The organism is Serratia sp. ID 25-353 (genome assembly GCF_054792795.1).
The window spans coordinates 509,269-535,169 of sequence record NZ_CM139236.1 but is presented as its reverse complement, the minus strand read 5'-3'; the positions used below and the strand labels follow the sequence as shown (position 1 = coordinate 535,169).

Annotated in this window: 27 protein-coding genes; 14 read left to right on the top strand and 13 right to left on the bottom strand. The window is 59.5% G+C overall.

Going from position 1 to position 25,901, the window contains the following annotated elements:
• Window positions 1-184: 184 nt before the first annotated feature.
• The 4 genes from lysC to ACYF6X_RS02465 are packed head-to-tail and all read right to left on the bottom strand — an operon-like array spanning window position 185 to window position 1,433.
• Window positions 185-358 carry an Rz1-like lysis system protein LysC gene (gene lysC / locus ACYF6X_RS02480; RefSeq protein ID WP_165384377.1) on the bottom strand — a complete coding sequence of 58 codons (174 nt, stop codon included), beginning with the start codon at window positions 356-358 and terminating at the stop codon, window positions 185-187.
• The gene (locus tag ACYF6X_RS02475) at window positions 339-719 is read right to left on the bottom strand and encodes a DUF2570 family protein (RefSeq protein WP_063988885.1); all 381 of its coding nucleotides are present in this window, start codon (window positions 717-719) and stop codon (window positions 339-341) included. Before ACYF6X_RS02475 ends, lysC begins: the two co-directional genes overlap by 20 nt.
• Window positions 716-1,096, bottom strand: a complete 381-nt coding sequence (gene chiX / locus ACYF6X_RS02470) for an L-Ala D-Glu endopeptidase ChiX (protein WP_460925760.1) — start codon at window positions 1,094-1,096, stop codon at window positions 716-718. Before chiX ends, ACYF6X_RS02475 begins: the two co-directional genes overlap by 4 nt.
• Window positions 1,097-1,106: 10 nt before the next feature.
• Complete coding sequence (locus ACYF6X_RS02465) at window positions 1,107-1,433, bottom strand: phage holin, lambda family (protein ID WP_004936551.1); 327 nt, start codon at window positions 1,431-1,433, stop codon at window positions 1,107-1,109.
• 294 nt (window positions 1,434-1,727) lie between these two features.
• Between ACYF6X_RS02465 and chiB the strand changes: the two genes are divergently transcribed.
• Window positions 1,728-3,227 carry a chitinase ChiB gene (gene chiB, locus ACYF6X_RS02460; RefSeq protein ID WP_033635479.1) on the top strand — a complete coding sequence of 500 codons (1,500 nt, stop codon included), beginning with the start codon at window positions 1,728-1,730 and terminating at the stop codon, window positions 3,225-3,227.
• Between the two features lie 85 nt (window positions 3,228-3,312).
• Here the strand turns inward: chiB and ACYF6X_RS02455 are convergent, their stop codons facing one another.
• Window positions 3,313-4,254 (bottom strand): LysR family transcriptional regulator, encoded by a 942-nt coding sequence (locus ACYF6X_RS02455; protein WP_063988884.1) that lies wholly within the window; start codon window positions 4,252-4,254, stop codon window positions 3,313-3,315.
• A 404-nt stretch (window positions 4,255-4,658) separates the two neighbouring features.
• Between ACYF6X_RS02455 and cbp21 the strand changes: the two genes are divergently transcribed.
• The 3 genes from cbp21 (at window position 4,659) to tkt (ending at window position 8,472) form a co-directional block, all read left to right on the top strand.
• The gene (gene cbp21 / locus ACYF6X_RS02450; RefSeq protein WP_063988883.1) at window positions 4,659-5,252 is read left to right on the top strand and encodes a chitin-binding protein/chitosanase CBP21; all 594 of its coding nucleotides are present in this window, start codon (window positions 4,659-4,661) and stop codon (window positions 5,250-5,252) included.
• A 257-nt stretch (window positions 5,253-5,509) separates the two neighbouring features.
• Window positions 5,510-6,460, top strand: a complete 951-nt coding sequence (gene tal / locus ACYF6X_RS02445; protein ID WP_063988882.1) for a transaldolase — start codon at window positions 5,510-5,512, stop codon at window positions 6,458-6,460.
• A gap of 17 nt (window positions 6,461-6,477) precedes the next feature.
• On the top strand, window positions 6,478-8,472 hold the full coding sequence (tkt, locus tag ACYF6X_RS02440) for a transketolase (RefSeq protein ID WP_308316094.1): 1,995 nt from the start codon (window positions 6,478-6,480) through the stop codon (window positions 8,470-8,472).
• Between the two features lie 50 nt (window positions 8,473-8,522).
• On the opposite strand, the gene nudK is transcribed toward tkt, so the two are convergent.
• Entirely contained in the window at window positions 8,523-9,098 is a 576-nt protein-coding gene (gene nudK, locus ACYF6X_RS02435) for a GDP-mannose pyrophosphatase NudK (RefSeq protein WP_033635486.1), read from the bottom strand.
• Window positions 9,099-9,488: 390 nt separating this feature from the next.
• Between nudK and narQ the strand changes: the two genes are divergently transcribed.
• Both narQ and ACYF6X_RS02425 read left to right on the top strand, forming a co-directional pair.
• Complete coding sequence (narQ, locus tag ACYF6X_RS02430) at window positions 9,489-11,165, top strand: nitrate/nitrite two-component system sensor histidine kinase NarQ (protein ID WP_130018177.1); 1,677 nt, start codon at window positions 9,489-9,491, stop codon at window positions 11,163-11,165.
• 161 nt (window positions 11,166-11,326) lie between these two features.
• Entirely contained in the window at window positions 11,327-11,959 is a 633-nt protein-coding gene (locus tag ACYF6X_RS02425) for a response regulator (protein WP_004941753.1), read from the top strand.
• Between the two features lie 32 nt (window positions 11,960-11,991).
• Here the strand turns inward: ACYF6X_RS02425 and ACYF6X_RS02420 are convergent, their stop codons facing one another.
• Entirely contained in the window at window positions 11,992-12,270 is a 279-nt protein-coding gene (locus ACYF6X_RS02420; RefSeq protein ID WP_004941750.1) for a winged helix-turn-helix domain-containing protein, read from the bottom strand.
• Between the two features lie 294 nt (window positions 12,271-12,564).
• Here ACYF6X_RS02420 and acrD point away from each other — a divergent pair, with 294 nt between their 5' ends.
• Window positions 12,565-15,699 (top strand): multidrug efflux RND transporter permease AcrD, encoded by a 3,135-nt coding sequence (acrD, locus tag ACYF6X_RS02415; RefSeq protein ID WP_107227877.1) that lies wholly within the window; start codon window positions 12,565-12,567, stop codon window positions 15,697-15,699.
• Between the two features lie 126 nt (window positions 15,700-15,825).
• Here acrD and ypfM read toward each other — a convergent pair whose 3' ends face one another.
• On the bottom strand, window positions 15,826-15,885 hold the full coding sequence (gene ypfM / locus ACYF6X_RS02410) for a protein YpfM (RefSeq protein WP_100396732.1): 60 nt from the start codon (window positions 15,883-15,885) through the stop codon (window positions 15,826-15,828).
• Window positions 15,886-16,101: 216 nt separating this feature from the next.
• Here ypfM and ACYF6X_RS02405 point away from each other — a divergent pair, with 216 nt between their 5' ends.
• Together ACYF6X_RS02405 and ACYF6X_RS02400 are read left to right on the top strand one after the other, a co-directional pair.
• On the top strand, window positions 16,102-16,581 hold the full coding sequence (locus ACYF6X_RS02405) for a tetratricopeptide repeat protein (RefSeq protein ID WP_130018176.1): 480 nt from the start codon (window positions 16,102-16,104) through the stop codon (window positions 16,579-16,581).
• 9 nt (window positions 16,582-16,590) lie between these two features.
• Window positions 16,591-17,022, top strand: coding sequence for a GNAT family N-acetyltransferase (locus ACYF6X_RS02400; protein WP_107227876.1), 432 nt, complete (start codon window positions 16,591-16,593; stop codon window positions 17,020-17,022).
• Between the two features lie 7 nt (window positions 17,023-17,029).
• Here the strand turns inward: ACYF6X_RS02400 and ACYF6X_RS02395 are convergent, their stop codons facing one another.
• Window positions 17,030-17,455 (bottom strand): GNAT family N-acetyltransferase, encoded by a 426-nt coding sequence (locus ACYF6X_RS02395; RefSeq protein ID WP_063990461.1) that lies wholly within the window; start codon window positions 17,453-17,455, stop codon window positions 17,030-17,032.
• A gap of 529 nt (window positions 17,456-17,984) precedes the next feature.
• Between ACYF6X_RS02395 and ACYF6X_RS02390 the strand changes: the two genes are divergently transcribed.
• From ACYF6X_RS02390 to ACYF6X_RS02370, 5 genes are all read left to right on the top strand, one after another.
• Window positions 17,985-18,536 (top strand): helix-turn-helix transcriptional regulator, encoded by a 552-nt coding sequence (locus tag ACYF6X_RS02390; RefSeq protein ID WP_063990462.1) that lies wholly within the window; start codon window positions 17,985-17,987, stop codon window positions 18,534-18,536.
• Between the two features lie 254 nt (window positions 18,537-18,790).
• Window positions 18,791-19,177, top strand: coding sequence for an ArsC family reductase (locus tag ACYF6X_RS02385; protein WP_060438228.1), 387 nt, complete (start codon window positions 18,791-18,793; stop codon window positions 19,175-19,177).
• On the top strand, window positions 19,174-20,301 hold the full coding sequence (gene dapE, locus ACYF6X_RS02380) for a succinyl-diaminopimelate desuccinylase (RefSeq protein ID WP_063990463.1): 1,128 nt from the start codon (window positions 19,174-19,176) through the stop codon (window positions 20,299-20,301). The genes ACYF6X_RS02385 and dapE overlap by 4 nt, the downstream gene beginning before the upstream one ends.
• Window positions 20,298-20,972 carry a M15 family metallopeptidase gene (locus tag ACYF6X_RS02375; RefSeq protein WP_063990464.1) on the top strand — a complete coding sequence of 225 codons (675 nt, stop codon included), beginning with the start codon at window positions 20,298-20,300 and terminating at the stop codon, window positions 20,970-20,972. The genes dapE and ACYF6X_RS02375 overlap by 4 nt, the downstream gene beginning before the upstream one ends.
• Window positions 20,973-20,974: 2 nt before the next feature.
• Window positions 20,975-21,160 carry a YpfN family protein gene (locus ACYF6X_RS02370; RefSeq protein ID WP_060428639.1) on the top strand — a complete coding sequence of 62 codons (186 nt, stop codon included), beginning with the start codon at window positions 20,975-20,977 and terminating at the stop codon, window positions 21,158-21,160.
• Between the two features lie 30 nt (window positions 21,161-21,190).
• On the opposite strand, the gene ypfH is transcribed toward ACYF6X_RS02370, so the two are convergent.
• The 4 genes from ypfH to purC all read right to left on the bottom strand — a co-directional run bounded on the left by ypfH (window position 21,191) and on the right by purC (window position 25,862).
• Complete coding sequence (gene ypfH, locus ACYF6X_RS02365; RefSeq protein WP_063990465.1) at window positions 21,191-21,880, bottom strand: esterase; 690 nt, start codon at window positions 21,878-21,880, stop codon at window positions 21,191-21,193.
• 120 nt (window positions 21,881-22,000) lie between these two features.
• Window positions 22,001-24,013 carry a tRNA(Met) cytidine acetyltransferase TmcA gene (locus ACYF6X_RS02360; protein WP_130018175.1) on the bottom strand — a complete coding sequence of 671 codons (2,013 nt, stop codon included), beginning with the start codon at window positions 24,011-24,013 and terminating at the stop codon, window positions 22,001-22,003.
• Between the two features lie 56 nt (window positions 24,014-24,069).
• A complete protein-coding gene (ypfJ, locus tag ACYF6X_RS02355; RefSeq protein WP_060428635.1) occupies window positions 24,070-24,939 on the bottom strand; it encodes a KPN_02809 family neutral zinc metallopeptidase in 870 nt (289 codons plus the stop codon).
• Between the two features lie 209 nt (window positions 24,940-25,148).
• Window positions 25,149-25,862 carry a phosphoribosylaminoimidazolesuccinocarboxamide synthase gene (gene purC, locus ACYF6X_RS02350; protein WP_004941708.1) on the bottom strand — a complete coding sequence of 238 codons (714 nt, stop codon included), beginning with the start codon at window positions 25,860-25,862 and terminating at the stop codon, window positions 25,149-25,151.
• Between the last annotated feature and the right edge of the window lie 39 nt (window positions 25,863-25,901).

Sequence of the window (25,901 nt, the reverse complement as noted above, 5' to 3'; positions counted from 1 at the left end):
TGAGGTAAGGCTTTGAGGCTGCGCCCTGCCGTGGGCCGTGGCGCCCAAGTACAATGACAGGGCACAGCCTTGAAGTATAGTGAGAGAAACATCACAAACTTTGAAGCGCGCCATAACCTGGGTCGAAAGACCGTTTTAAAAGTAAAAAAAGAAGGTCTGCGGGACGCGCAAAGAAACGCCGCCGTCAGTGCGACGGCAGCGTGGCGCGCCAGGCGTTGAGCGTCGCCACCTGACCGGCGCAAATGTGTAACGAGGTTTGTAACGCCAGGGTATAGCTTACCGCATCGCCCCAGGTCTCGCCTTGCAGCTGCGGTTGCTCACAGGGCGCAAACACCGACTCAGGGGGCAACAGCGGCACGGCCTGGGGCGCCGGCGGCCGGGCGCAGGAGCTCAAGCACAGCGCCAGGCAGAGGCTGAGCAGCGCAGGGATCGTTTTTAATCGCTTCACGGTATTTCCTCTGATAAGCCTCGTGCTGTTGGCGCAGCTGCCGTTCCTGCCGCTGCTGCGCCGCCATCAGCACACGGTTTTGCGCATCCTGGGTCTGCAGGGTGGCGATCAGACCGGCCTGCTGCGCCAGGCTTTTTTGCAGTTCCTCCGCCTGTTGCCGCGCAGACGCCAACTGGTGCGACAACAGCGAGCTGTAGCTACCAAGGCAGATAGCCGCCAGCAGCAACAGCAACAACCCGCCCTGCATCAGTTTTTGCAGCCAGCCGCTCATGCCGGGTAATCCCGAAACGGCAGTTGGAAGTGCGGGCCATCCTTGAGGGTTTTCCATTCGCCGCCCCATTCGACGTTGATGCCGCATTCGCGCGCCGCGCGCCGCACCGCCACCGCAATCTGCGCGTAGTAATCCCACTCCCAGGAGACCACGCCCGCCGGCATCGCCACCACGTCCACCGCGTGGCCGGTCAGGTGGCGGCTGCGCAACGTTTGGCTGCTGCCGGCGCGCACCATTTCCCGCTGGCGCGCCATGCTGCGCAGCCCCTCGCTGACGGAGAACGGCACCAGCGAATAACGCAGCGCCAGACGAATAACGCGCACCAGATCCGGGTGCACGCCGCGCAGGTTCTCTTCGCTGCGGACGGTAAAGCGAATATCTTCGATGTCATTTAACATTTTTAAACCCCGTTTTTTTACCAATGAATTTCTTAATTAAGGCGTTGATGTAATCCGCCCCCATAAAGCCAATCAGCACGCTGGCCAAATTCGCCCACTTTAATTCCAGGCCCATCAACGCCAGCGCATCGCGTACCGTCCAGGCTAATAACGCGCACATCGCCGCATTCAATAAACGGCGCCGAATGCCCACGTTGCGATAGGCGCCGTGCAATAACGCCATTACGCCGGCCAGAATGGCGTTCAATACCGGCTGCAGATATTCACATACTCGCTGGACTATTAAGCCAACAGCGTCAGGCTCTATGCTGGACATAGCTCATCTCCTTTTTTTATTTTTAATTAAATGCCAATCACGGCCGGTGGGACATCGGATAATCAGAATCTAGTTAAGGATGCTATGACAAAGCAAATGAATAAATACAGGCCCTACGGTCGAATTCATTCATGCTGAACGCTGGCACAACACCTAGACGCTAATGCAGGCGGCGGTAAATAAAAATTCATTGTTATCGTGATTTATTTCGACTTTTGTTTTCACCAAAAATAAACATTAATGGCTGTGGGAAATAGTTCCCCACCCTAAAAACATCCACTCTGGAGAAATGCCATGTCCACACGCAAAGCCGTTATTGGGTATTATTTTATTCCGACCAACCAAATCAATAATTACACCGAGTCCGATACCTCCGTCGTGCCGTTCCCGGTTTCCAACATCACGCCGGCCAAAGCCAAACAGCTGACGCACATCAACTTCTCGTTCCTGGATATCAACAGCAATCTGGAATGCGCCTGGGATCCGGCCACCAACGACGCCAAGGCGCGTGATGTCGTCAATCGCCTGACCGCGCTCAAAGCGCACAACCCCAGTCTGCGCATCATGTTCTCCATCGGCGGCTGGTACTACTCCAACGATTTGGGCGTGTCGCACGCCAACTACGTCAACGCGGTGAAGACCCCGGCATCGCGCACCAAGTTTGCCCAATCCTGCGTGCGCATCATGAAGGATTACGGCTTCGACGGCGTGGACATCGACTGGGAGTACCCGCAGGCCTCAGAAGTGGACGGTTTCATCGCCGCGCTGCAAGAGATCCGCACCCTGCTGAATCAGCAAACCGTCGCCGACGGCCGCCAGGCGCTGCCGTATCAGTTGACCATCGCCGGCGCCGGCGGCGCCTTCTTCCTGTCGCGCTATTACAGCAAGCTGGCGCAGATCGTCGCGCCGCTCGATTACATCAACCTGATGACCTACGATCTGGCCGGCCCCTGGGAGAAGATCACCAACCACCAGGCGGCGCTGTTCGGCGACGCGGCCGGGCCGACCTTCTACAACGCGCTGCGCGAAGCCAATCTGGGCTGGAGCTGGGAAGAGCTGACCCGCGCCTTCCCCAGCCCGTTCAGCCTGACGGTCGACGCCGCAGTGCAGCAACACCTGATGATGGAAGGCGTGCCGAGCGCCAAGATCGTGATGGGCGTCCCCTTCTACGGCCGCGCCTTCAAAGGCGTCAGCGGCAGCAACGGCGGCCAGTACAGCAGCCACAGCACGCCGGGCGAAGATCCGTATCCGAGCACCGACTACTGGCTGGTGGGCTGCGAAGAGTGCGTGCGCGACAAAGATCCGCGCATCGCCTCCTATCGTCAGCTGGAGCAGATGCTGCAGGGCAACTACGGCTATCAGCGGTTGTGGAACGACAAGACCAAAACCCCTTACCTGTATCATGCGCAGAACGGGCTGTTCGTCACCTATGACGATGCCGAAAGCTTCAAATACAAAGCGAAGTACATCAAGCAGCAGCAGCTGGGCGGCGTGATGTTCTGGCATCTGGGGCAAGACAACCGCAACGGCGATCTGCTGGCCGCGCTGGATCGCTATTTCAACGCCGCAGACTACGACGACAGCCAGCTGGATATGGGCACCGGCCTGCGCTACACCGGCGTCGGCCCCGGCAACCTGCCGATCATGACGGCACCGGCCTACGTGCCGGGCACCACTTACGCGCAAGGCGCGCTGGTGTCCTATCAGGGTTACGTCTGGCAGACCAAATGGGGCTATATCACCTCGGCACCCGGTTCCGACAGCGCCTGGTTGAAGGTGGGCCGCGTGGCGTAAGCCATAAAAAAACCCCGTAGCCGAGCGCTGCGGGGTTTTCATTGAGTTAACCGTTTGATTTTCGCGTCCCTTCGTCTCTATCCCTTCAGTTGTGGCACCAAGGATAGCCGCCATCCCGCACCACTTCCCGGCCCATCAGGCTGTAAACATCGCTTTTGCGCGTCAGCCGCTCATGCCACCAGTTAAACCCGGCGCCCTTGCTGGCCGGATGCCACGCCAGCCAAATCATTTCGTCGCCCTTCTGCATCTCCACCGGCACCGTCACCAGTTCGCCGCTGGCCAGCTCCTTTTCAATCAGCGACGGCGGCAGAAAAGCGTGGCCGATGCCGCGTTTGAGCAGCGCCAGGTTGCTTTCCACGTCGCACACCACCAGTTGGCGCTGCAGAGGCAGCGTACCGTGATTGCGTTTAGGCAGCTCATGGCTGCTGTCGGCGATCGCGACCACGATGTCGTTCAAGCGCTGCTTCTTGCACACCGGCTTTCTCTGCGCCGCGAACGGGTGCGAAGGCGACACGCACAGCACAAAGTTGAGCTTGCCGAGCATCAGGGTTTTGGCCTGTACGCTGTCGGGAATTTGGCCAATGGCGATGATCAGGTCCGCCCGGTTGTTCTTCAGCGCATCCCAGGTGCCGTTCAAGGCTTCCCGCTGCACCGAGATATTGGCGTTCGGGCAATGCTGAATATAATCGCGGATATCCTGCGTCAGGGTCTCCAGCGGGAAGAAGGTGTCCACCGCCAGGCGGATATTATTGTCCAGCTTGGGGATGTTTCTGACCCGACTTTCCAGATCCTGCACCGCATTTAATATCCAGCTGCCCTCCTGCAGGAGAAACTCCCCTTCATCCGTCAGGGTAATCATGGGGCCATTGCGATGAAAAAGTTTCACGCAGAGTTTGCTTTCAATATTGGAAACCCGATAAGAGATCGCCGAAGGCGTTTTATGCAGCGCCTCCGCCGCCATAGAGAAAGAGCCGGTGCTCTTGATGGTGCTGATTATTTTAATCGCGTCCAGGGATAATCTAGTCATACAAATTCCTCTTTAAAATAAAATAAGAAAAATGACACTAAATTCCCAAGGTGGTGGCGCACAAAAATCGATCAAGTCGAACAAGGGTGCTCAAGGCAACAAGCAATATACTTCATAAATGAGAGCGCTATCTTAAATACTATTCATCACTACCTGATATAAATTTCATCATAGCGCCGTGCTTTTACATTGTGAAAGTTAAATAAATTCAGCCTAACGATCAAAGATCGTCATCATAATATTTTTCGTTAATAGCCGGTAAAACATTCCGATCTACGGCCAAACCAGAATGATAAAAATAAAACAAGCCGACAGAAATGGTTATTTCCAATTACGTTATTAGCCTCTCATTTTGTCGGTGAAATACGCTCAACTTACAACATAATTTCAGTCAGGAGTGACTTATGAACAAATCTTCCCGTACCCTGCTCTCTCTGGGCCTGCTGAGCGCGGCCATGTTCGGCGTTTCGCAACAGGCGAATGCCCACGGTTATGTCGAATCACCGGCCAGCCGCGCCTATCAGTGCAAACTGCAGCTCAACACCCAGTGCGGCAGCGTGCAGTATGAACCGCAGAGCGTCGAAGGCCTGAAAGGCTTCCCGCAGGCCGGTCCGGCTGACGGCCATATCGCCAGCGCCGACAAATCCACCTTCTTCGAACTGGATCAGCAAACGCCGACGCGCTGGAACAAGCTCAACCTGAAAACCGGCCCCAACTCCTTTACCTGGAAGCTGACCGCGCGTCACAGCACTACCAGCTGGCGCTATTTCATCACCAAGCCGAACTGGGACGCTTCGCAACCGCTGACCCGCGCCTCCTTTGATCTGACGCCGTTCTGCCAGTTCAACGACGGCGGCGCCATTCCTGCCGCGCAGGTGACCCACCAGTGCAACATACCGGCAGATCGCAGCGGTTCGCACGTGATCCTTGCCGTGTGGGATATAGCCGACACCGCCAACGCCTTCTACCAGGCGATCGATGTCAACCTGAGCAAATAATCGGCCAAATGAGGCGATCTTTGAGGGTTCAGCCTGGCGCTGAACCCTTCTTTTTTGGCTCTCGCGCTACCGCCTCCTTCGCCTGCCACCGCCGCAAGCCGCGCCCCGCCTGGGTTTATTCGGCATTCATTGTTATTATCCATCGCAACAATCAGAAAAAGCGCATTTTCATTCCCGACCCGATGATGCAGTGTGTTCCCCCTACGATGCAAAAGGTTCTCATTTCCCTACGTTGAGCTTGGTCAAGGAGCTTATCAATGAATCAATTAGACGCACTCAAGCAGCTGACCACGGTGGTCGCCGACAGCGGCGATATCGAATCCATCCGCCAGTTCGAACCCCAGGACGCCACCACCAACCCTTCGCTGATCCTGAAAGCCGCCGCGCTGCCGCAGTACAAGGCGCTGATCACCGAAGCGCTGGAGTATGCCCGCCGCCAGGGCGGCAGCAAGGAAACCCAGCTGATCAACGCCAGCGATAAGCTGGCGGTCAATATCGGCGTCGAGATCCTCAAAAGCGTGCCGGGCCGCATCTCCACCGAAGTGGACGCCCGTCTGTCGTTCGATCGCGGCATGTGCGTCGCCAAAGCGCGCAAGCTGATCGCCATGTATCAGGAACAGGGCATCGACAAATCGCGCATTCTGATCAAACTGGCTTCCACCTGGGAAGGCATCAAAGCCGCCGAAGAGCTGGAAAAAGAAGGCATCAACACCAACCTGACGCTGCTGTTCTCCTTCGCCCAGGCTCGCGCCTGCGCCGAAGCCGGCGTGTATCTGATCTCGCCGTTCGTCGGCCGCATCTATGACTGGTATCAAGCCAAACAGCCTGCCGCCGACTACGATGCCGATCAGGATCCGGGCGTGAAGTCGGTGCGTACCATCTATGAATACTACAAGCGTCATCGTTACCAGACGGTGATCATGGGCGCCAGCTTCCGTAAGGTTGAGCAGATTTTGGCGCTGGCCGGCTGCGATCGCCTGACCATCGCGCCGAACCTGCTTGAACAGCTGAAAAACAGCGACCAGCCGGTCGAGCGCAAGCTGACCCCGTCTACCGAGGGCTTCCACCAACCTGCCCCGCTGGCCGAAGCGGAATTCCGCTGGCTGCACAATCAGGACGCCATGGCGGTGGAGAAACTCGCCGAAGGCATTCGCCTGTTCGCCGTCGACCAGCAGAAGCTGGAAGACATGTTGGCCGCTCAACTGTAACCGCACTGGAGTAAAACATGTCCTCTCGTAAAGCGCTTGCCAACGCCATCCGCGCACTCAGCATGGACGCCGTACAAAAAGCAAATTCCGGCCACCCGGGGGCCCCTATGGGCATGGCGGACATCGCCGAAGTCCTGTGGCGTGACTACCTCAACCACAACCCGACTAACCCGCACTGGGCTGACCGCGACCGTTTCGTGCTCTCCAACGGCCACGGCTCCATGTTGATTTACAGCCTCCTGCACCTCACCGGCTACGACCTGCCGATGCGCGAGCTGGAAAACTTCCGTCAGCTGCACTCCAAAACCCCAGGGCACCCGGAGTACGGCTACACCCCGGGCGTTGAAACCACCACCGGCCCGCTGGGCCAGGGTATCGCCAACGCCGTCGGCTTCGCCATCGCCGAACGCACCCTGGCGGCGCAGTTCAACCGCCCGGGTCACGACATCGTTGACCACCACACCTACGCCTTCATGGGCGACGGCTGTATGATGGAAGGCATCTCGCACGAAGTCTGCTCCCTGGCCGGTACCCTCAAGCTCGGCAAGCTGACCGCTTTCTACGATGACAACGGCATCTCCATCGACGGCCACGTCGACGGCTGGTTCACCGACGACACCGCCCTGCGCTTCGAAGCCTACGGCTGGCACGTGGTGCGCAACGTCGACGGCCACAACCCGGACGCCATCAAGGCCGCGATTGAAGCAGCCCGCAAGGTGACCGACAAGCCGTCGCTGCTGATGTGCAAGACCGTTATCGGCTTCGGTTCGCCGAACAAGGCCGGCACCCATGACGTGCACGGCGCCGCGCTGGGCGCAGCCGAAGTGGCCGCCACCCGCGAAGCGCTGGGCTGGAAATACGCCGCCTTTGAAATCCCGCAGGACATCTACGCCCAGTGGGACGCCAAGGAAGCCGGTCAGGCCAAAGAAGCGGCCTGGAACGACAAGTTCGCCGCCTACGCCAGGGCCTTCCCGGAGCAGGCTGCCGAGTTCAAGCGCCGCATGAACGGCGAGCTGCCGGCCGACTGGAAAGCCGACGCCAAGGCGTTCGTGGAAAAACTGCAGGCCAACCCGGCCAACATCGCCAGCCGCAAGGCGTCGCAGAACGCGCTGGAAGCGTTCGGCAAGGTGCTGCCGGAGTTCCTGGGCGGCTCCGCCGACCTGGCGCCGAGCAACCTGACCATGTGGTCCGGCTCGAAAGCGCTGAACGTTGACCCGGCGGGCAACTACATTCATTACGGCGTGCGCGAGTTCGGCATGACCGCCATCACCAACGGCATCGCGCTGCACGGCGGCTTCCTGCCGTACTCGGCGACCTTCCTGATGTTCGTGGAATACGCCCGCAACGCGGTGCGCATGGCGGCGCTGATGAAGCTGCGCAACGTGTTCGTCTACACCCACGACTCCATCGGTCTGGGCGAAGACGGCCCGACCCACCAGCCGGTGGAGCAGTTGGCGAGCCTGCGCGTGACCCCGAACATGAGCACCTGGCGCCCGTGTGACCAGGTGGAATCGGCGGTGGCGTGGCAGTACGGCATCGAGCGCAACGACGGCCCGACCACGCTGGTGTTCTCGCGCCAGAACCTGACCCAGCAGCCGCGCACCGCAGAGCAGCTGGCGAACGTGTACCGCGGCGGCTACGTGCTGAAAGACTGCGCGGGCACGCCGGACGTCATCCTGATTGCCACCGGCTCCGAAGTGGGCATCACGGTGGAAGCGGCGGACAAGCTGACCGCGGCGGGCCGCCAGGTGCGCGTGGTGTCGATGCCGTCGACCGACGCGTTCGACAAGCAGGATGCGGCATACCGCGAGTCGGTGCTGCCGGCGGCGGTGACGGCGCGCGTGGCGGTGGAAGCGGGTATCGCGGACTACTGGTACAAGTACGTGGGCCTGAACGGCGCCATCGTGGGCATGACCACCTTCGGTGAGTCGGCGCCGGCGGAGCAGCTGTTCGCCGAGTTCGGCTTCACCGTGGACAACGTGGTGGCGAAGGCGCAGGCGCTGCTGAAGTAAGCAACCCGGCGCCAGCCGATAAAAAAGCCGGTCATCGTGACCGGCTTTTTTTATGCCATCACCCGATGAATCTGCAAATATTGCAGCAGCATGATGGTCTTGCCGTCTTTAATACGGCCATCGGCGATCATCGCCACCGCTTCGCTGAACGGCAGTTCGATCACTTCAATATCTTCATCTTCAATGCCGCCGCCGGCCGCGCGTCGCTCATCGTCATGGTATTCGGCGATAAAGAAGTGCACGATCTCGGTCACGCCGCCGGGCGACATGTAGGCTTCGAAGATTTTCTTGACCTCACCCACCTGAAAACCGGTCTCTTCCACCGCTTCGCGGCGCGCACACTGCTCCGGAGAGTCGGCATCCAGCAGGCCGGCGCAGGCCTCAAGCAGCATGCCGCTTTCGTTGCCGTTGACATAGGTCGGCATGCGGAATTGATTGGTCAGCACCACCGTGCCCTTGGCGCGGTTGTACAGCAAAATGGTGGCGCCGTTGCCGCGATCGTAGACCTCGCGCATCTGTTGCACCGAACCGCCGTTTTTGCGTTTCAGATCGAACGTGTACTTGTGCAGCACATACCAGTTGTCCGACAACAGCTCTTTCTTCACATTCTCAATTTTCGACGACATGACCCTTTTCCCTTGAGTTGCAACCTGAAGATCATACCGCGATTACGCCGCGCCGCGGCAGACGATTTGCAACAAAAATCACACCGTACCCCGCCGGACAAGCCGGGACTTAACATTGCTTAAAATAATGGAAAATAAGTCGCGCTCAGGCGCATGACATTGCATAAAACCCAGTGCGATTCGCCCCCCAAAGACAAATCACCAGAGGAAACCGGCCCGCCGCTGAACATCGGTGGGCATTTCGCTATTCATTTGATTACACAACGACAATTGTTCCCGTTTTGTTGACAACTTGATACAAATCGCGGTGCAATTTAGTTGCAAAAGTTATAGTTTTGCTTTCGAATGAAACTGGCGAAGCGCCTCACCTGAGAGAAAAGGATTCCGTGATTGCTTGTTAAACGTTCCGTGACCGGCAGCCTGGCCAGAGCGCTGTTCGGCATCGTGATACTGTCGGTGCTCGCCACCGGGTTGGCGTTGACGACCGTCGCCGGCAGCCAGAGTGATGCCGAGGCGATCAACATTGCCGGTTCGCTGCGCATGCAAAGCTACCGCTTGGCCTTTGATCTTGACCGGCAGAGCCCGGAGCTGGAGCTGCACCTGCAGCAGTATCGGCAATCTTTACAGGCGCCGGCGCTGCAAAAGCTGGCGCGCTTTTACGTTCCGGCTGAGGTGCGCAACCACTATCTGGCGCTGCAACGAACATGGCAAACGATGGAGCGGCAGATCCGTGACGGGCAGGCGACCGCCTACCGGGCGGAGGTCGCCGGCCATGTCAATCGCGTTGACCATTTCGTTTCCGCTCTGCAGCGTTATTCCGAGTTGAAACTCACCCTGGTGGCCGCCGTCAGCGTACTGGGCTACGCCGCCATCATCGGCCTGGTGCTGTTCTGCATTCGTTTTATGCGCCGCCAGGTGGTCACGCCGCTGCAGCATCTGGTCGAGGCCAGCCAGCGCGTGCAACAGCGCGATTTTCGCCACCCGCAGTTGGACGTGGCGCTGCCGAACGAACTCGGCGTGCTGTCGCAAACCTTCAGCGCCATGTCGGACGAGCTGGCCCGGCTCTATCAGTCGCTGGAGCTGAAAGTGCAGGAAAAGACCCGCCGCCTGCAGCAGGCCAACGAAACGCTGGAGGTGCTGTATCGCTGCTCGCAGGCGCTGAGCGTGCGCCAGATCGATCAGCAAGCGTTCGAAAATGTGCTGCGCATCGTGCGCCAAAGCGAACGACTGCGCTGCATCCGGTTGAACGTGGCGGACGATCATGGCCAGTGGCAACTGAACGAAGGAGAGCCGGCGCCGGCGCAAACCTGGAGCGCGCTGCCGATCACCCAAGGCGATAAACTGCTGGGCGAGTTGCGATGGCAGCCAGAAGTGCAGCCGCCGCATCCTCACCTGATGCAGAGCCTGGCCAACATGCTGGGGCGCGGCGTCTACTTCAACCGGGCGCAAAAGCAGTACCAATATCTGCTGTTGATGGAAGAGCGTGGGACCATCGCGCGCGAGCTGCACGATTCGCTGGCGCAGACGCTGTCGTTCCTGCGCATCCAGCTGACGCTGCTCAGGCGCGCCGCCGACGATCCGGCGGCGCAGACGATTATCGACGATTTCGATCGCACGCTGGCCGATGCCTATCGCCAGCTGAGAGAATTACTGGCCACCTTCCGCCTCAACATTCAGGAGGCGGATCTGAATGCCGCGCTGGAGCAACTGTTGCAGCCATTAAAGGCGCTAACCCCCGCGCGGATTCAGTTACACTGTCGGCTGCCCTCGCAGGCGCTCAACGCCCAGCAGCAGGTGCACGCGCTGCAGATCGTGCGCGAAGCGGTGCTCAATGCCGTCAAGCACGCCGGAGCAAGCGAGATCGCGGTGTGTTGCGAGGTCAACGCCGCAGGCGACAACGTATTCAGTATTACCGACGACGGTTGCGGCATCGCCAGTCTGGAAGAACCGGAAGGGCATTACGGCTTGACCATCATGAGCGAACGCGCGGCGCGACTGGGAGGAACGCTGCGCATCCGGCGCAGAAGCGGCGGCGGCACGGCGGTCTGCCTGACATTCTCGCCCTGACCTTGCGGCTGTTCACCCTGCGTTACGGTTACCGCCGGGCAGAAGACCGCCCGGAGAGGTTTGCGGTGCAGATTGCCGCTATTTTTGAAGAGACAGTCCCACTGTGAAGCACGCCTCCGGGCGCGTTTGAGTGGCTTTACTTGCTACAGGGAGCATATTTCATGGTGATGAAGCAATATCGAGTCATGATCGTTGACGATCATCCGTTGATGCGGCGCGGCATCAAACAACTGCTGGGACTGGATGCGCGATTTGGCGTGGTGGCAGAGGCCGGCAACGGCAGCGAGGCGGTTGCGCTGGCGCTGCAGCACGCTCCGGACGTGATCTTGTTGGATCTGAACATGAAGGGCATGTCCGGGCTGGATACGCTGCGGGCCCTGCGCGACGAAGGCGTGGACGCGCGCATCATCGTGCTGACGGTCTCCGACGCGCGCAGCGATCTGTACGCGCTGATCGACGCCGGCGCCGACGGCTATCTGCTGAAAGACAGTGAGCCGGAGCAACTGCTGGAACACATCAGCGCCGCCGCCGAGGGGCAGAACGTGATCAGCGATGCCATGGCCGACTATTTGCTGGCGCGCAGCGAGCAGCGCGATCCCTTCACCGCCTTGACCGAACGCGAACTGGACGTCTTGCAAGAGGTGGCGCGCGGCCTGTCCAACAAACAGGTGGCGGCGCAGTTGCATATCTCTGAGGAAACGGTGAAGGTGCACATCCGCAACATACTGCGCAAGCTGGACGTGCGTTCTCGCGTGGCGGCGACGGTGATGTACCTGGAGTACAAAAGCCACTGATCGCCCCGCCCCGGCCAATACACCGGGGCCACTTACTCGATGGCGCTGAGCAGCGCCTGATGATGCTGATGCACCCAACTCTTGTTGAACGGCCCCCAGCTTTCCAGCTGATAGAAACCGTCATTGTTGCGCACGCCCTGCTGCACGAACTGCAGCTCGACGCCCATGCCGGGCAACGCCTTCAGCACATCCTGCAACGTGCGGCGCGGCCAGCCGGTCAACGCCATCAACCGCGGCACATTGGGCCGCTCACTGTGGCTGATCAGCCAGCATAAATAAAGCCGACGGGCAAATACCGGGTTAATTCCCATGCCAAGCTCCTGCTGTAAGGTGAGTCCAGTTTTTTACTTTCCTGTTCCCTGCGGCGAAGACATGCGCAAGGCCTTTGATAGTAATAAAAATGTCTTAATAGCGTACAATTATCGACGCCGGTGCATCCACGCCGTTTTCCGCTACCGTTATTTACACTATCTCCTTTTTTTCTCCACGCTTTCCTCGACTATCCCGAGTAAAGTGCAATAGCGCCGGAATCCTTCCCTGCCGCTGAAATGCATATTTCCGATGCGTTTTAAAGATAGAACAAGTCATAACGAGGTTCGCGCTGCATGGCCAATTTTTTTATTGATCGCCCGATTTTCGCCTGGGTGCTGGCAATTATTCTTTGCCTGACCGGGGCATTGGCGATTTTTTCTTTACCGGTGGAACAATACCCGAATTTGGCGCCGCCGAACGTGCGCATCAGCGCAACTTACCCAGGTGCTTCGGCGCAAACGCTGGAAAACACCGTCACGCAGATCATTGAACAGAATATGACCGGCCTCGACAACATGATGTATATGTCGTCGCAGAGCACCAATACCGGCCAGGCGACCGTCACGCTGACGTTCGAAGCCGGCACCGATCCCAACGAGGCGATGCAGCAGGTACAAAACCAGCTGCAGGCGGCGATCAAGCGCCTGCCGCAGGCGGTGCAGAATCAGGGGGTCACGGTGTCGAAATCCGGCGACACCACGCTGATGATGGTGGCGTTCGTCTCCACCGACAACAGCATGGACAAGCAGGACATCGCCGATTACATCGTCTCCAACCTGCAGGATCCGCTTAGCCGCATCAACGGCGTCGGCAGCATGGACGTGTACGGCTCGCAATACGCCATGCGCATCTGGCTCGATCCCAACAAGCTCAACAGTTACCAGCTCACGACCCAGGACGTGGTCAATGCCATTCAATCGCAGAACGCCCAGGTGGCGGTCGGCCAACTGGGCGGCACGCCATCGGTCGATAAACAGGCGTTGAACGCCACCATCAACGCCCAGTCGCAGCTCCAGACGCCGGAACAGTTCCGTCAGATCACCCTGCGGGTCAATCAGGACGGATCGCTGGTGACGCTGGGCAACGTCGCCACCGTCGAACTGGGCGGCGAGAACTACAACTACCTCAGCCGCTACAACGGCATGCAGGCCGCGGGCATGAATATCAAGCTGGCCTCCGGCGCCAACGAACTGCAGACCGACCAGTTGGTGAAGGACAAGATCGCCGAGCTGTCGCAGTACTTCCCGCACGGGCTGGAGGCCAAAGTGGCCTATGAAACCACCCCGTTCGTCAAAGCCTCGATCAAAGACGTGGTGAAAACGCTGCTGGAAGCCATCCTGCTGGTGTTCCTGGTGATGTACCTGTTTCTGCAGAACTTCCGCGCCACGCTGATCCCCACCATCGCCGTGCCGGTGGTGTTGATGGGCACCTTCGCCATCCTTTCCGCCTGCGGCTTCAGCATCAACACCCTCACCATGTTCGCCATGGTGCTGGCGATCGGCCTGCTGGTGGACGACGCCATCGTGGTGGTGGAAAACGTCGAGCGCGTGATGAGCGAAGAAGGCCTGCCGCCGCGCGAGGCCACGCGCAAATCCATGGGGCAGATCCAGAGCGCGCTGGTCGGCATCGCGCTGGTGCTGTCGGCGGTGTTCGTGCCGATGGCGTTCTTCGGCGGCACCACCGGCGCCATCTATCGCCAGTTCTCCATCACCATCGTCTCCGCCATGGTGCTGTCGGTACTGGTGGCGATGATCCTGACCCCGGCCCTGTGCGCCACGCTGCTCAAACCGATCGCCAAGGGGCACCACCACGGCAAGCGCGGCTTCTTCGGCTGGTTCAACCGTATGTTCAACCGCAACACCGAACGCTATGAGCGCGGCGTGGGGCGCATCCTGCACGCCAGCGGCCGATACATGGTGATTTATCTGCTGTTGCTGGGCGGCATGGCGCTGCTGTTCATCAAGCTGCCGACCTCGTTCCTGCCGCAGGAAGACCGCGGCATCTTCACCGTACAGGTGCAGCTGCCGGCAGGTTCGACCCTGCAGCAAACGTCCAAAGTGGTGGAAAAGGTCGAACAGTACTTCCTCACCGAAGAGAAACAGGACGTGGTGTCGGTGTTCGCCATCATCGGCTCCGGGCCGGGGGGCAACGGCCAAAACGTGGCGCGTCTGTTCATTCGGCTGAAAGACTGGGACCTGCGCACGGCGGGCGCCAACAGCTCATTCGACATCATCGATCGCGCCACGCTGGCATTCAGCAAGATTAACGAAGCCCGGGTGATCGCCAGCAGTCCGCCGGCGATCACCGGCCTCGGCAACTCCTCCGGCTTCGATATGGAGTTGGAGGATCACGCCGGGCTCGGCCACGCCAAGCTGATGGCGGCGCGCGATCAGCTGCTGCAGCTGGCCGCGCAAAACCCGCTGCTGTCGCGCGTGCGTCACAACGGCCTGGACGACAGCCCGCAGCTGCAAATCGACATCGATCAACGCAAGGCGCAAGCGCTGGGCGTGTCGATCGACGACATCAACAATACCCTCTCCACCGCCTGGGGCTCGACCTACGTCAACGACTTCGTCGACCGTGGGCGGGTGAAAAAAGTTTACGTGCAGGCCGCGGCGCCGTTCCGCATGTTGCCGGATGACATCAACAAATGGTATGTGCGCAACGGCGCGGGCGGCATGGTGCCGTTCTCGGCCTTCGCCAGCTCGCACTGGGAGTACGGTTCGCCGCGGCTGGAACGCTATAACGGCAGCTCGGCGCTGGAGATCGTCGGCGAAGCGGCTAACGGCGTCAGTTCCGGCACCGCCATGATGGAAATGGAAAAACTGGTCAGCCAACTGCCGACCGGTTTTGGCCTCGAGTGGACGGCGATGTCCTATCAGGAACGGCTGTCCGGCTCGCAGGCGCCGGCGCTGTACGCCATCTCGCTGCTGGTGGTGTTCCTGTGTCTGGCGGCGCTGTACGAGAGCTGGTCGATTCCGTTCTCAGTGATGCTGGTGGTGCCGCTGGGGGTGATCGGCGCGGTCGCCGCTACCTGGCTGCGCGGGCTGGAGAACGACGTTTATTTCCAGGTCGGCCTGTTGACCATCATTGGGCTGTCGGCGAAAAACGCCATTCTGATCGTCGAATTCGCCAATGAACTGAATCAGAAAGGGCAGGATCTGATGTCGGCGACGCTCGAAGCTTCACGCATGCGTCTGCGCCCGATCCTGATGACCTCGCTGGCGTTTATCTTCGGCGTGCTGCCGATGACCATCAGCAGCGGCGCCGGCTCAGGCAGCCAGCATGCGGTCGGCACCGGGGTGATGGGCGGCATGATCTCCGCCACCCTGCTGGCCATTTTCTTCGTGCCGCTGTTCTTCGTGCTGGTGCGCCGCCGCTTCCCGGGGAAACCGCATCCGGCAGCCACGCCGACCACCGAGGAGTAACAGACAGCGCATAAAAAAAGCAGCGTCGGGTTACCGATGCTGCTTTATTTCGAACGATAATCTCGTTCCCAAGGTGTTTCAGTGACGCTCCAATGACTCAACCTTGCCATCTGCTTCAACGCTGTGTCAGTTGCCCAACATCTCATCAATGAAGTCTTTCCAGTTTCCTAATTCACGATCAACCATAATACTTTACAACCTCAATTATTTGACGAAGCGGATTCTACGCCTGTTTTTTGACCATGTGAAGGGAAACGGGAACGATGCCGGGCCCGGAAACCGGGCTTAGCGCACATTTTCGTATTTATCTCATCAATGTGTTGTGCAGCTATTCCCTTGTGATATCAATTTCTCCACGGTAGCGTGTAAAAGGTATAAAAATACGCCAATGGAGCGCCGATCATGTCCACCTCTTTGTCTCTCTCGCAGTTGAAAACGCAGGGCCGCTATCAGGAAGCGACTGCGCTGGCGTTACGGCAACTGGCGGCCGAACCGGAAGCGGCGATATTGCACCTTCAGCTGGCCTGCCTGTATGACGTGCAGGGCCTGGAGCAACAGGCCATTCCCTGCTACCTCGCGGCGCTGGCCCGCGATTTGCCGCCCGCCCAGCGCCGCGAGGCCTGGCTGGGCCTCGGCAGCACCTACCGCGCCCTGGGAGAATATCCGGCTTCGTTACGGGCTTTCGACGACGGTCTGACCGAGTTCCCGCAGGCCTACGAGCTGATGTTGTTTCGCGCCATGGCGCTGTACAACCTGGGTGAAAATAAACGGGCCGTGGCCGATCTGTTGTTGCTGTTGGCGGACACCTCGTCAGACCCCGACATCCGCGGCTATCAGCGCGCCATTCGGCACTATGCCGCCGATCTCAATCTTATTGGTTAGAGGAAAACGATGGAAATTGTCACCGATCTGAACCGCCGCGCCATCGACTGGCAGCGGCTGTGCGAATTGCTGGAGGCCGCCGGGCTGGGCAAACGCGATCCGCACACCCTGCGGCGCGTTTACCAACACAGCCAGTTTTGCTATTGGGGGTTTATCGGCGACGAACTGATCGCCACCGCGCACGCCATCAGCGATCTGACCTCGGTCGCCTACCTGGCCGACGTGGCGATCGATCCGCGCTTTCAGGGGCAAGGGCTGGGACGCAGGTTGATGGATCGGGTAATGCAAGATTTGGCGCCGCTCGGCAAGATTTTCATCTATTCCGTGCCGGAAAAGCGGGCCTTCTATAAAAAGTACGGCTTTCACGATTTGGCCACCGGCATGGTGTATGCGGACGGCGCCTCTCTGCAGCGCCTGCAACAGGGAGGCTACGTGCGTTAAACGCGCTTCACAAAGTTTTGCTCATAAAGACGCGGCTGGTTCCCGGCGGCAAGCAAGGCACCTCCCCCATACGCTGCCAGCCATGCCGTTGATAAAAGTCCGGCGCCTGAAAGCTGATGGTGTACAACACGGCCGAAAGGCAACCGCGCCGGCGGCCTTCCTGTTCGAAACGGCGCAACAGTTCGCTGCCCAACCCCGCGCCGCGCAGCGCTTCCGGCAGATAAAAGAGATCGAGAAACAGCAGCCCTAATGATGAACGCCCGGTAATTCCCCCCAGAACGTCCCCACTGTCGGGATCTTTTACCACCACCGCCAGCGGCAGACGATCGCCGTAGCCGATCTGTTGATCATTAAAACGGTCCAACCCCTCCGCAATACAAGACGTTATTTCCGGTGTTACTCGATCGGAAATTTCGATATGACATTCTTTCACGCCAGCTCTCCGTATCAATCGCCCACATTACGCGCTGTTCGTCGCTCAAAACATCGCATTTTCTTTGTTTAGATTTATCTTTATCTCAATTTCAAACCGAATTTCCGCATAAACTCATCGACTGTCTTTCCACCGTTCAAAATAAAACCGCCATCACGGCAAGAAAACAAGAAATATCTTAGTTATTAACTCATTAACGAAATCAGCCACGCTAAAGCCATCGATAAAAACGATCGAATTTAATTTCGCGATAGGTGGCATCTATGTTAATTCCTTTTAATAACCTGAGTATTAATAGAGGATTTCTATTCTATTAAACCGCCTCCGGCCAAAGGGCCGGCTAAAAAGCAGATTTACTCTTTATAAATCATGTTAGTATATGAGACTTTCCTTATTTGCCGCTGCCGAGAGAGGGCCTCCGTCTACGCGACAAGATAAGTTCAATGTGAAATTATTTAGATTGTTTCTTTTTTTATGTTTTAAGATATCGTTCCTCACCGGGAAATAGAAAGTAAAGGACTATAATAAAATGGAAATTGATATTTTCAGCGAGTGTGCCTATACCACCGTCGGCATCCGACAACTCTTTAAGCAAACCTGGGCGGAAAAACGTGCACCGGCCGGCTTTAGCCGCAAAAGAGTCTGCTTTATCGATGTCACCATCGCCAATTTTGAAGCGCGTTACCGCGATGAATATGCCAACCCCAACACCTACAAAATAGTCATTATCACCGACTGCCCGCATGAAATGGTGATTGTCGACAATAAGACCATTATATTATCAAACCTTATATCATTGAGCCGTTTCAGCCACCTGATCGGCGACTTATATAAGCGTTACAGTCACTATACCGAGCCGCCGCAACTCTCCCAGCGCGAGTCCCTTTTCCTCTCGGAGTGGTCGACGGGAAAATCGCTGACCGATATCAGCAATGCCATGAATATCAGAAATAAAACCGCCAATCATTACAAGTCGCGAATAATGAAAAAATTCGGCACCAGCAGGATAAAACCGCTGTTGCATATTACCCGCGTACGGTGTTTAACCGATCGTTTAAACATAAGAATAAATAAAGAATAGCGTTTTCTTTCCCAGAACCGCAGGGGTAGCTGAACGCATTCGCCGGCGTCTTTTAACAGCGCTGCCGGCGAAGGTCGCCGTTTCATCGCTTTGACAGCCTCTTTCCCTGGCCCCCAATCGCATCTCACGCGCATCGTTGTCTGGATCTCGCCGCCGCTTTACTGGCATTATCTCTGCTATCGCCGGGCGGCGAGAAGGCCTAAGATCGCGTCCGCCGCCCAGTATCGACTCGACGAGACAGGTAGCTTTACGCCATGGCAAACAAACCGCAACAGACAACGCTGACGATGTACGGCATCAAAAACTGCGACACCATCAAAAAAGCCCGCCGCTGGCTGGAAGATCAGGGCGTGACCTATCATTTTCACGACTATCGCGCCGACGGCCTGACCGAACAGCAGTTGCGCGGCTTCGTCGCGCAACTGGGTTGGGAGCCGCTGCTCAATACCCGCGGCACCACCTGGCGCAAGCTGGATGAAGCGCAGCGCAATGCCTGCGATAACGCCGACGCCGCCATCGCGCTGATGCTGGCGCAGCCGGCAATCATTAAACGTCCGCTGCTGGACGACGGCAACGGCCACGCGCTGCTCGGTTTCAACGCCGACGCTTACCAACAATTTATCGCCGAGGTTGCCGTATGACTTGCCCGGTTATCGAACTGGCCCAGCAGTTGATCAAACGCCCTTCCCTCAGCCCGAATGACGAAGGCTGCCAGCAGCTGATGATCGAACGTTTGCAGGCGATCGGCTTCACCGTCGAAGCCATGGACTTCGAAGACACCCAAAACTTCTGGGCCTGGCGCGGCGAAGGGCAAACCCTGGCGTTTGCCGGGCACACCGACGTAGTGCCGACCGGCGATGAAAAACGCTGGGACAATCCGCCGTTTGAACCGGCAATCCGCGACGGCATGCTTTATGGCCGCGGTGCGGCAGACATGAAAGGCTCGTTGGCCGCGATGGTGGTAGCTGCGGAACGCTTTGTCGCCGCCAACCCGAATCATCGGGGCCGCCTGGCATTTCTGATCACTTCAGATGAAGAGGCCAGCGCCACCCACGGCACGGTTAAAGTGGTCGAAACGCTGATGGCGCGCAACGAGCGGCTTGATTACTGCCTGGTCGGCGAGCCGTCCAGCACCGAGCGCGTCGGCGACGTGGTGAAAAACGGCCGTCGCGGCTCCATCACCGCCAACCTGCATATCCACGGCGTACAGGGGCACGTCGCCTATCCGCACCTGGCGGACAACCCGGTGCACCGCGCCATGCCGGCGCTGAATGAACTGGTGGCGATCGAATGGGATCGCGGCAACGAGTTCTTCCCGCCGACCAGCATGCAGATCGCCAACGTGCAGGCAGGCACTGGCAGCAACAACGTGATCCCGGGCGATCTCTACGTGCAATTCAACTTCCGTTTCAGCACCGAACTCACCGACGCGATGATCAAGCAGCGCGTGGAAGAGCTGCTGGAACGCCACCAGTTGAATTACAGCATCGAGTGGCGGCTGTCCGGCCAGCCGTTCCTCACCTCGCGCGGCGCGCTGGTGGATGCGGTGGTCAACGCCGTCGAGCACTATTCTGAATTGACGCCGCAGCTGCTGACCACCGGCGGCACCTCCGACGGCCGCTTCATCGCGCAGATGGGCGCGCAGGTGGTAGAACTGGGGCCGGTCAACGCCACCATCCACAAGGTCAACGAATGTGTCAACGCCGCGGATCTGCAGCTGCTGAGCCGCATGTATCAACGCATCATGGAGCAATTGGTCGCATGATCAACGCAGAGATGCTCACCGGCCGCTCAACCGAACACCTGGCGCCGCTGAGCGGGAACCATCGGCTGCAGCCGCAGGCGGTCAACGCCTTCCTGGCGATGCAGCAGGCCGCGCGTGAGGCGGGATTCGATCTCCAGCCCGCCAGCACCTTCCGCGATTTCGACCGGCAACTGGCTATCTGGAATGGCAAATTCTGCGGCCAGCGGCCAGTATTAGATAAGGACAGCCGCCCGATAGACGTTGCGCCGCTGTCCGCCGCCGAGCGCTGTGAGGCGATCCTGCGCTGGTCGGCCCTGCCGGGCGCCAGCCGCCATCACTGGGGCAGCGATCTGGACGTTTACGATCCGTCGCTGCTGCCGGAAGGGCAAAAGCTGCAGCTGGAGCCGTGGGAATATGAAGAAGGCGGTTACTTTGCGCCGCTCAACCAATGGCTGACGGCGCATATGGCCGAGTTCGGTTTCTATCGCCCCTTTACCGAAGACAGCGGTGGCGTGGCGGTGGAGCCGTGGCATCTGAGCTACCGGCCGCTGGCGCAAGAAGCCGAACATTTGCTGACCCCGGCGCTGTTGCTGGCGGCCTGGCAAGATAAGGAGGTCGCCGGTGTTGAATGGCTCGAACGCCATCTGCCCTCGATTTTTTCGCGTTTTATACGCAGTGAAGGAAAGGAGTAGCTATGCAATGGTTAGCTGATTACTGGTGGATTATCCTGCTGATCCTGGTGGGAATGGTCGTCAGCGGCATTAAGGAACTGCGCCGCGTCGACGTGAAAAGCTATCTGGCCAACAAGCCGGAGATACCGCCGCACCGCGACAACAACGCCCAGTGGGATGACGAAGACGACTGGCCGAAAAAGAAATGACATCAGGGCGCTCATCGGCGCCCTGAATTTTTAGCGAAAGGCGATCAGCTCGCCGCGCTTGCCGGACAATGCCTCGTCCCAGTAGCGCTGCGGCACATAATAATGCAGCCTTTCCAGCGCGGCGTTCATCATGCCCTGGTTGATTGCGTGCCCGACGTTTTCCTCCACGTCCAGCGTAAAATCGGCGCCGCCGGCCCGTAGCGCTTCTGCCGCCGCGTGAGCGTGTTGCACCGCGATCACCGCGTCCTCTTCACCGTGGATCAAATGCACCACGCTGTCGCCGAAAGCCTGCTCGGGCAGCTGAGCGAAACGCCCGCTGAACGCGACCACGCGCCCGGCCAGCCGGGTTTCCGCTTTCAACGCCTCAAGCGCCATGATCGCCCCCTGCGAGAACCCCACCAGCGCCGTGCCGGCATAGCCTACACCGCTCAGCTGCTGCCAATGGCGCACCACCGCCACAAACTGCGGCATTACGTCTGCGATGCGGGCCGCGCGATTTTCGTCGGTCACGTCCTGCACCGAAAACCACTGGCGCCCGGCGCCGTTGCCGAACGCTTCGGGGCCACCGATGCTCACCACCTGTGCCTGAGGAAAGTCTTTGGCGAAATAGCTGCCGATCTCCCCCATCGCCACCGGGTTGTCGCCGACACCGTGAAACAGCAAGATCAGCTGCGCCGCCGGGGTCGCCGGGCTTTGGACAACGAAATGCTCATGTTTCATCGATGACTCCTTAATAGTAACCAAACCTGGTGCGGCGACAGTCGCCGCCACACCGCTGACAGTGACTATACGCCGTTGAGAAATCGAGAAAATCGGGTTTTATTGAGCGAGTTATTCAATTTATTGCAACGACTGCGTCCAGTCGCGCCAGTAGCGGCAGTGCTGCGCATTCAGCTGTTCCAGCGCCTGCGCCGCTTCGTGCCGCCAGTGGCGCAGCAAGGCTTTCTGGCCGCTGACGCCCGCCAGCTCCGCGCAGGCCGCCGGGGATTGCCGCCGTTGCAGATGGCCGCGCAGCGCGGGCAGCGGCAGATTGCTGGCCAACAGCAAACGCTGCAATGCCCCCAGGCTGGCCTCCAGCGGCCGATGGGCGAAAGCGAACCCGGCCAGCTCGCGCCAATCCTCTTCGCCCAGCGGCGTATCGCCGTCGTCGCCCGGGATCGCCAGCGTGAGTTCAATACGCTGCCGCAGCCAGGGCCAGTCGCGCGCCAGATGCTTGTGCGCCGCGTGCCGCAGCGCCTCTCCTTGCTCGCTCAGGGGTAAGATAGCCATCGCGGTATAGCAGCCGCTGCTGGCCTCCGGCTTGCTGCCGATGCGCACCAGCTCGAAACCGCAGGATTGCCAAAAGCGCCACAGCGGCTCGGTATAGCCGAAGCTGACCGACAGAAAATCCAGCCCCTGCGCCTGACGGCGTTGCCGCTCGACCAGCTGACGCGCGATACCCTGCCGCCGCAGTGCCGGCAGCGTCGCGATGCGGGTAATGCGCCGTGACCGCAGCGTCGGCGCCCACCACTGGCCGCCATGCGCCGCCAGCGACTGCGCCACCAGGTTGCCGCGCGGCCGGCGGCGGCCGGCCCACACGTCGTGCGCCAACTCGGCGCTCAAGCCGCCCTCGTCCACCAGCCACACGGCGCCAACTACCTCCTGCCCGGCCTGCGCCAGCCCGAAATGCATGCCGGGCGCATCCATCAGCCTGCGCAAATCCAGCGGCGAGGTACGGTAATGCGCGCTGCTCAGCAGGGCATAGAAACGCGCCAGCCGCTGCGGATCGGCGCACAGCTCACGCTGCTCCGCCTGACTGTAATCGATCGCCTGGCCATCCGCCGGCCAGGCGGGCAGCTCATTAAACAACAGCGCATTGTCCGTTATCCGTTCCAGCGCATCCCCTTGCGCCCAGCGCATCGGCTGTTGCAGGCTCAACGCTTGATAGGAAGGCAGCCCGGCGCAAAACTTCAGCAGAAAACCGCGGCCGGTACCCTCATACCCCTGTACCGTGGTGGTCAACAACACGCGAGGGAAATAACCGATCAACTGCTGCAACAGCGGCGCGGGGATCGCCGCCGCTTCATCCACCAGCAGCCAGCCCACGGCGCTGACGTCCCCCTCCCGGCACTGCGCCAGCAAGGCATCCGGCGCCCAAAACTGCGCGCGCCCCTGCGCCCACTCCCCGGCCACCTCAGTGGCGGCGCGGCTCGGCCCGGTTATCCAACAGGTCAGCGGCGACTGCGCCACCAGCATGCCGGCCAGCGTCGATTTGCCACGACCGCGCGCGGCGGTCAGCACCCACACGCCGGATTCGGCCTGCAGCAGCGTCGTCAAGATAGCCTGCTGTTCCCCGGTCGGCCGGCCATCCGGCGGTTGCCAACCCTCGCGCGCCGGCAGCGCGGGCAGCGTCAGGGGCTCATCCTGCCGCCAGATCGTCACTTCGCGGTCACCGGCCAGATGCTGCTGCAGATGGTGGATGAAATGCGGAGTGGTAATCGGCTGCGGGCAATCGCTCCAGCGCAGGCTGTCGCCATCCGGCTGCTGAGGCCATTGCCGCCAGGGCGGCGTCAGCAACAGCAGCCAACTGCCGGCGCGCAATGCGCCGCACAGCGCCGCCAACGCCTCCACGTCCAGCGACTGACTGGCATCGAACACCGCGTGCAGCCGCTCCTGCCCCAGTAATTGGCGCACGGCGCCACTCGCCAACGCCGTCGGGCCGGGCGGCGGGTTTTCCCCCACCCACGGCCAGTCACCCGGCAGGGTCGCCGCCAGCCGCTGTGCCTGTTCGCGACACCAGTCGGGTTCGCCGCTGAGCACCAGCAGGCGCCGGATGCCCTGTCGCCGCATGAGTTGTTGCGCTGCCTGTAACATAAGGCTGTGTCTCAATCCGAAAAAAATGCCGGAGTCAGGCTCCGGCACTTGAGGCGTTAACGGGATGCAAAGGTGTTGCAGGTATTGGGATCGCCGCTGTCGAAGCCCTGTTTAAACCAGGTGTAACGCTGCTGCGAGGTGCCGTGAGTGAAGCTGTCCGGCACGACGCGGCCCTGACTCTGCTGCTGCAACCGATCGTCGCCAATCGCCTGCGCGGCGTTCAGCGCCGCCTGCAGGTCGCCCTCTTCCAGCATCTGCTGCTTCTCGGCATATTTGCCCCACACGCCGGCGAAGCAGTCCGCCTGCAGCTCCATTTTCACCGACAGGCGGTTCACTTCCGCCTGGCTGGCGCCCTGCTGCATCTGGCGGACCTTGGGCTCGATGCCCAACAGGTTCTGCACGTGGTGGCCGACTTCGTGCGCCACCACATAGGCCTGGGCGAAATCACCGCCGGCGCCCAGCTTGGTTTTCATGTCCTGATAGAAAGACAGATCGATATACACCGTTTTGTCACCCGGGCAGTAGAACGGCCCCATCGCCGCCTGACCGGTGCCGCAGCTGGTGCGCGTCACGCCGCGATACATCACCAGCTTCGGCGGTTGATAGGTTTTGCCCATGCGCTGGAAAATCTCTTTCCAGTTATCCTCGGTCGAGGCCAGCACCACCGAGGTGAATTTGGCCAGCTCATCGTCTTTCGGACTGATGTTGGCGCTCTGTTGTTGACCCTGCGGTGCGACGTTACCGCCGTTCAATAGCGGCGACAGATCGATGCCGTAATAGCCGGCCACCAGCACCACCACCAGAATGACGATGCCGCCCTTGCCGCGCACCGGCACGCGGAAACCGCCGCCACCGCCGCCCAAACCTGAAGACTGCCCGCGACGATCCTCAACATTGTCACTTTCCCGACGCCCTTGCCAACGCATAAATATACTCCAGATATTTCCCCTGCTCGTTGAAGTTGCGCCGCGATCGTAAGCGCAAAGGCAGCTTCAAGCCTGAGTGGGATAGGTTTTAGTCATCTCGCATCCATCATTATAAATGGTCTGCCGCGGAGGAAATGTAGAAATTTTCTGGAAAAACGCAGAATAGCGGGACGATCCGGCCGGATCGCCCCGAATGGCGGTGCCGACGCTTAGTCGAGTTTCACGCCGATGCGGCGCGCTACTTCTTCGTAGGCTTCGATCAGGCCGCCCAGGCTTTGACGGAAACGGTCTTTGTCCATCTTGTCCAGAGTGTTTTTGTCCCACAGGCGGCTGCCGTCCGGCGAGAACTCATCGCCCAGCACCACTTCGCCGTTGAACAGGCCGAACTCCAGTTTGAAGTCGACCAGGATCAGGCCCGCGTCGTCGAACAGCTGGGTCAACACGTCGTTAGCGCGGTAACTCAGCTCACGCATGCGCGCCAGATGTTCTTTGCTCACCCAGCCGAAGGTTTCGCAGTAGGATTCGTTGACCATCGGATCGTGCATGGCGTCGTTTTTCAGGAACAGATCGAACAGCGGCGGGTTCAGCACCAGGCCTTCTTCGATGCCCAGACGCTTCACCAGCGAACCGGCGGCGCGGTTGCGGATCACGCATTCCACCGGCACCATGTCCAGCTTCTTCACCAGCACTTCGTTGTCGGACAGCAGACGCTCCATCTGGGTCGGGATGCCGGCTTCTTCCAGTTTGCTCATGATGAAATGGTTGAACTTGTTGTTCACCATGCCTTTGCGATCGAACTGCTCAATGCGCTGACCATCCAGTGCTGACGTATCGTTGCGGAACTCCAACACCAACAGATCGGGATTCTCGGTGGTGTAAACGGTTTTTGCCTTTCCGCGATACAGCTCAGCTAGCTTTTGCATCTTACTTACTCCAGTGATGTATCCCCGATGTCTCCCGAG

Coding starts and splice junctions, on each gene's coding strand:
- ACYF6X_RS02475 (WP_063988885.1), bottom strand. CDS start 719: ATGAGCGGCTGGCTGCAAAAACTGATGCAGGGCGGGTTGTTGCTGTTG.
- ACYF6X_RS02465 (WP_004936551.1), bottom strand. CDS start 1,433: ATGTCCAGCATAGAGCCTGACGCTGTTGGCTTAATAGTCCAGCGAGTA.
- chiB (WP_033635479.1), top strand. CDS start 1,728: ATGTCCACACGCAAAGCCGTTATTGGGTATTATTTTATTCCGACCAAC.
- ACYF6X_RS02455 (WP_063988884.1), bottom strand. CDS start 4,254: ATGACTAGATTATCCCTGGACGCGATTAAAATAATCAGCACCATCAAG.
- cbp21 (WP_063988883.1), top strand. CDS start 4,659: ATGAACAAATCTTCCCGTACCCTGCTCTCTCTGGGCCTGCTGAGCGCG.
- tal (WP_063988882.1), top strand. CDS start 5,510: ATGAATCAATTAGACGCACTCAAGCAGCTGACCACGGTGGTCGCCGAC.
- tkt (WP_308316094.1), top strand. CDS start 6,478: ATGTCCTCTCGTAAAGCGCTTGCCAACGCCATCCGCGCACTCAGCATG.
- nudK (WP_033635486.1), bottom strand. CDS start 9,098: ATGTCGTCGAAAATTGAGAATGTGAAGAAAGAGCTGTTGTCGGACAAC.
- ACYF6X_RS02425 (WP_004941753.1), top strand. CDS start 11,327: ATGGTGATGAAGCAATATCGAGTCATGATCGTTGACGATCATCCGTTG.
- ACYF6X_RS02420 (WP_004941750.1), bottom strand. CDS start 12,270: ATGGGAATTAACCCGGTATTTGCCCGTCGGCTTTATTTATGCTGGCTG.
- acrD (WP_107227877.1), top strand. CDS start 12,565: ATGGCCAATTTTTTTATTGATCGCCCGATTTTCGCCTGGGTGCTGGCA.
- ACYF6X_RS02405 (WP_130018176.1), top strand. CDS start 16,102: ATGTCCACCTCTTTGTCTCTCTCGCAGTTGAAAACGCAGGGCCGCTAT.
- ACYF6X_RS02400 (WP_107227876.1), top strand. CDS start 16,591: ATGGAAATTGTCACCGATCTGAACCGCCGCGCCATCGACTGGCAGCGG.
- ACYF6X_RS02390 (WP_063990462.1), top strand. CDS start 17,985: ATGGAAATTGATATTTTCAGCGAGTGTGCCTATACCACCGTCGGCATC.
- ACYF6X_RS02385 (WP_060438228.1), top strand. CDS start 18,791: ATGGCAAACAAACCGCAACAGACAACGCTGACGATGTACGGCATCAAA.
- dapE (WP_063990463.1), top strand. CDS start 19,174: ATGACTTGCCCGGTTATCGAACTGGCCCAGCAGTTGATCAAACGCCCT.
- ACYF6X_RS02375 (WP_063990464.1), top strand. CDS start 20,298: ATGATCAACGCAGAGATGCTCACCGGCCGCTCAACCGAACACCTGGCG.
- ACYF6X_RS02370 (WP_060428639.1), top strand. CDS start 20,975: ATGCAATGGTTAGCTGATTACTGGTGGATTATCCTGCTGATCCTGGTG.
- ypfH (WP_063990465.1), bottom strand. CDS start 21,880: ATGAAACATGAGCATTTCGTTGTCCAAAGCCCGGCGACCCCGGCGGCG.
- ACYF6X_RS02360 (WP_130018175.1), bottom strand. CDS start 24,013: ATGTTACAGGCAGCGCAACAACTCATGCGGCGACAGGGCATCCGGCGC.
- ypfJ (WP_060428635.1), bottom strand. CDS start 24,939: ATGCGTTGGCAAGGGCGTCGGGAAAGTGACAATGTTGAGGATCGTCGC.
- purC (WP_004941708.1), bottom strand. CDS start 25,862: ATGCAAAAGCTAGCTGAGCTGTATCGCGGAAAGGCAAAAACCGTTTAC.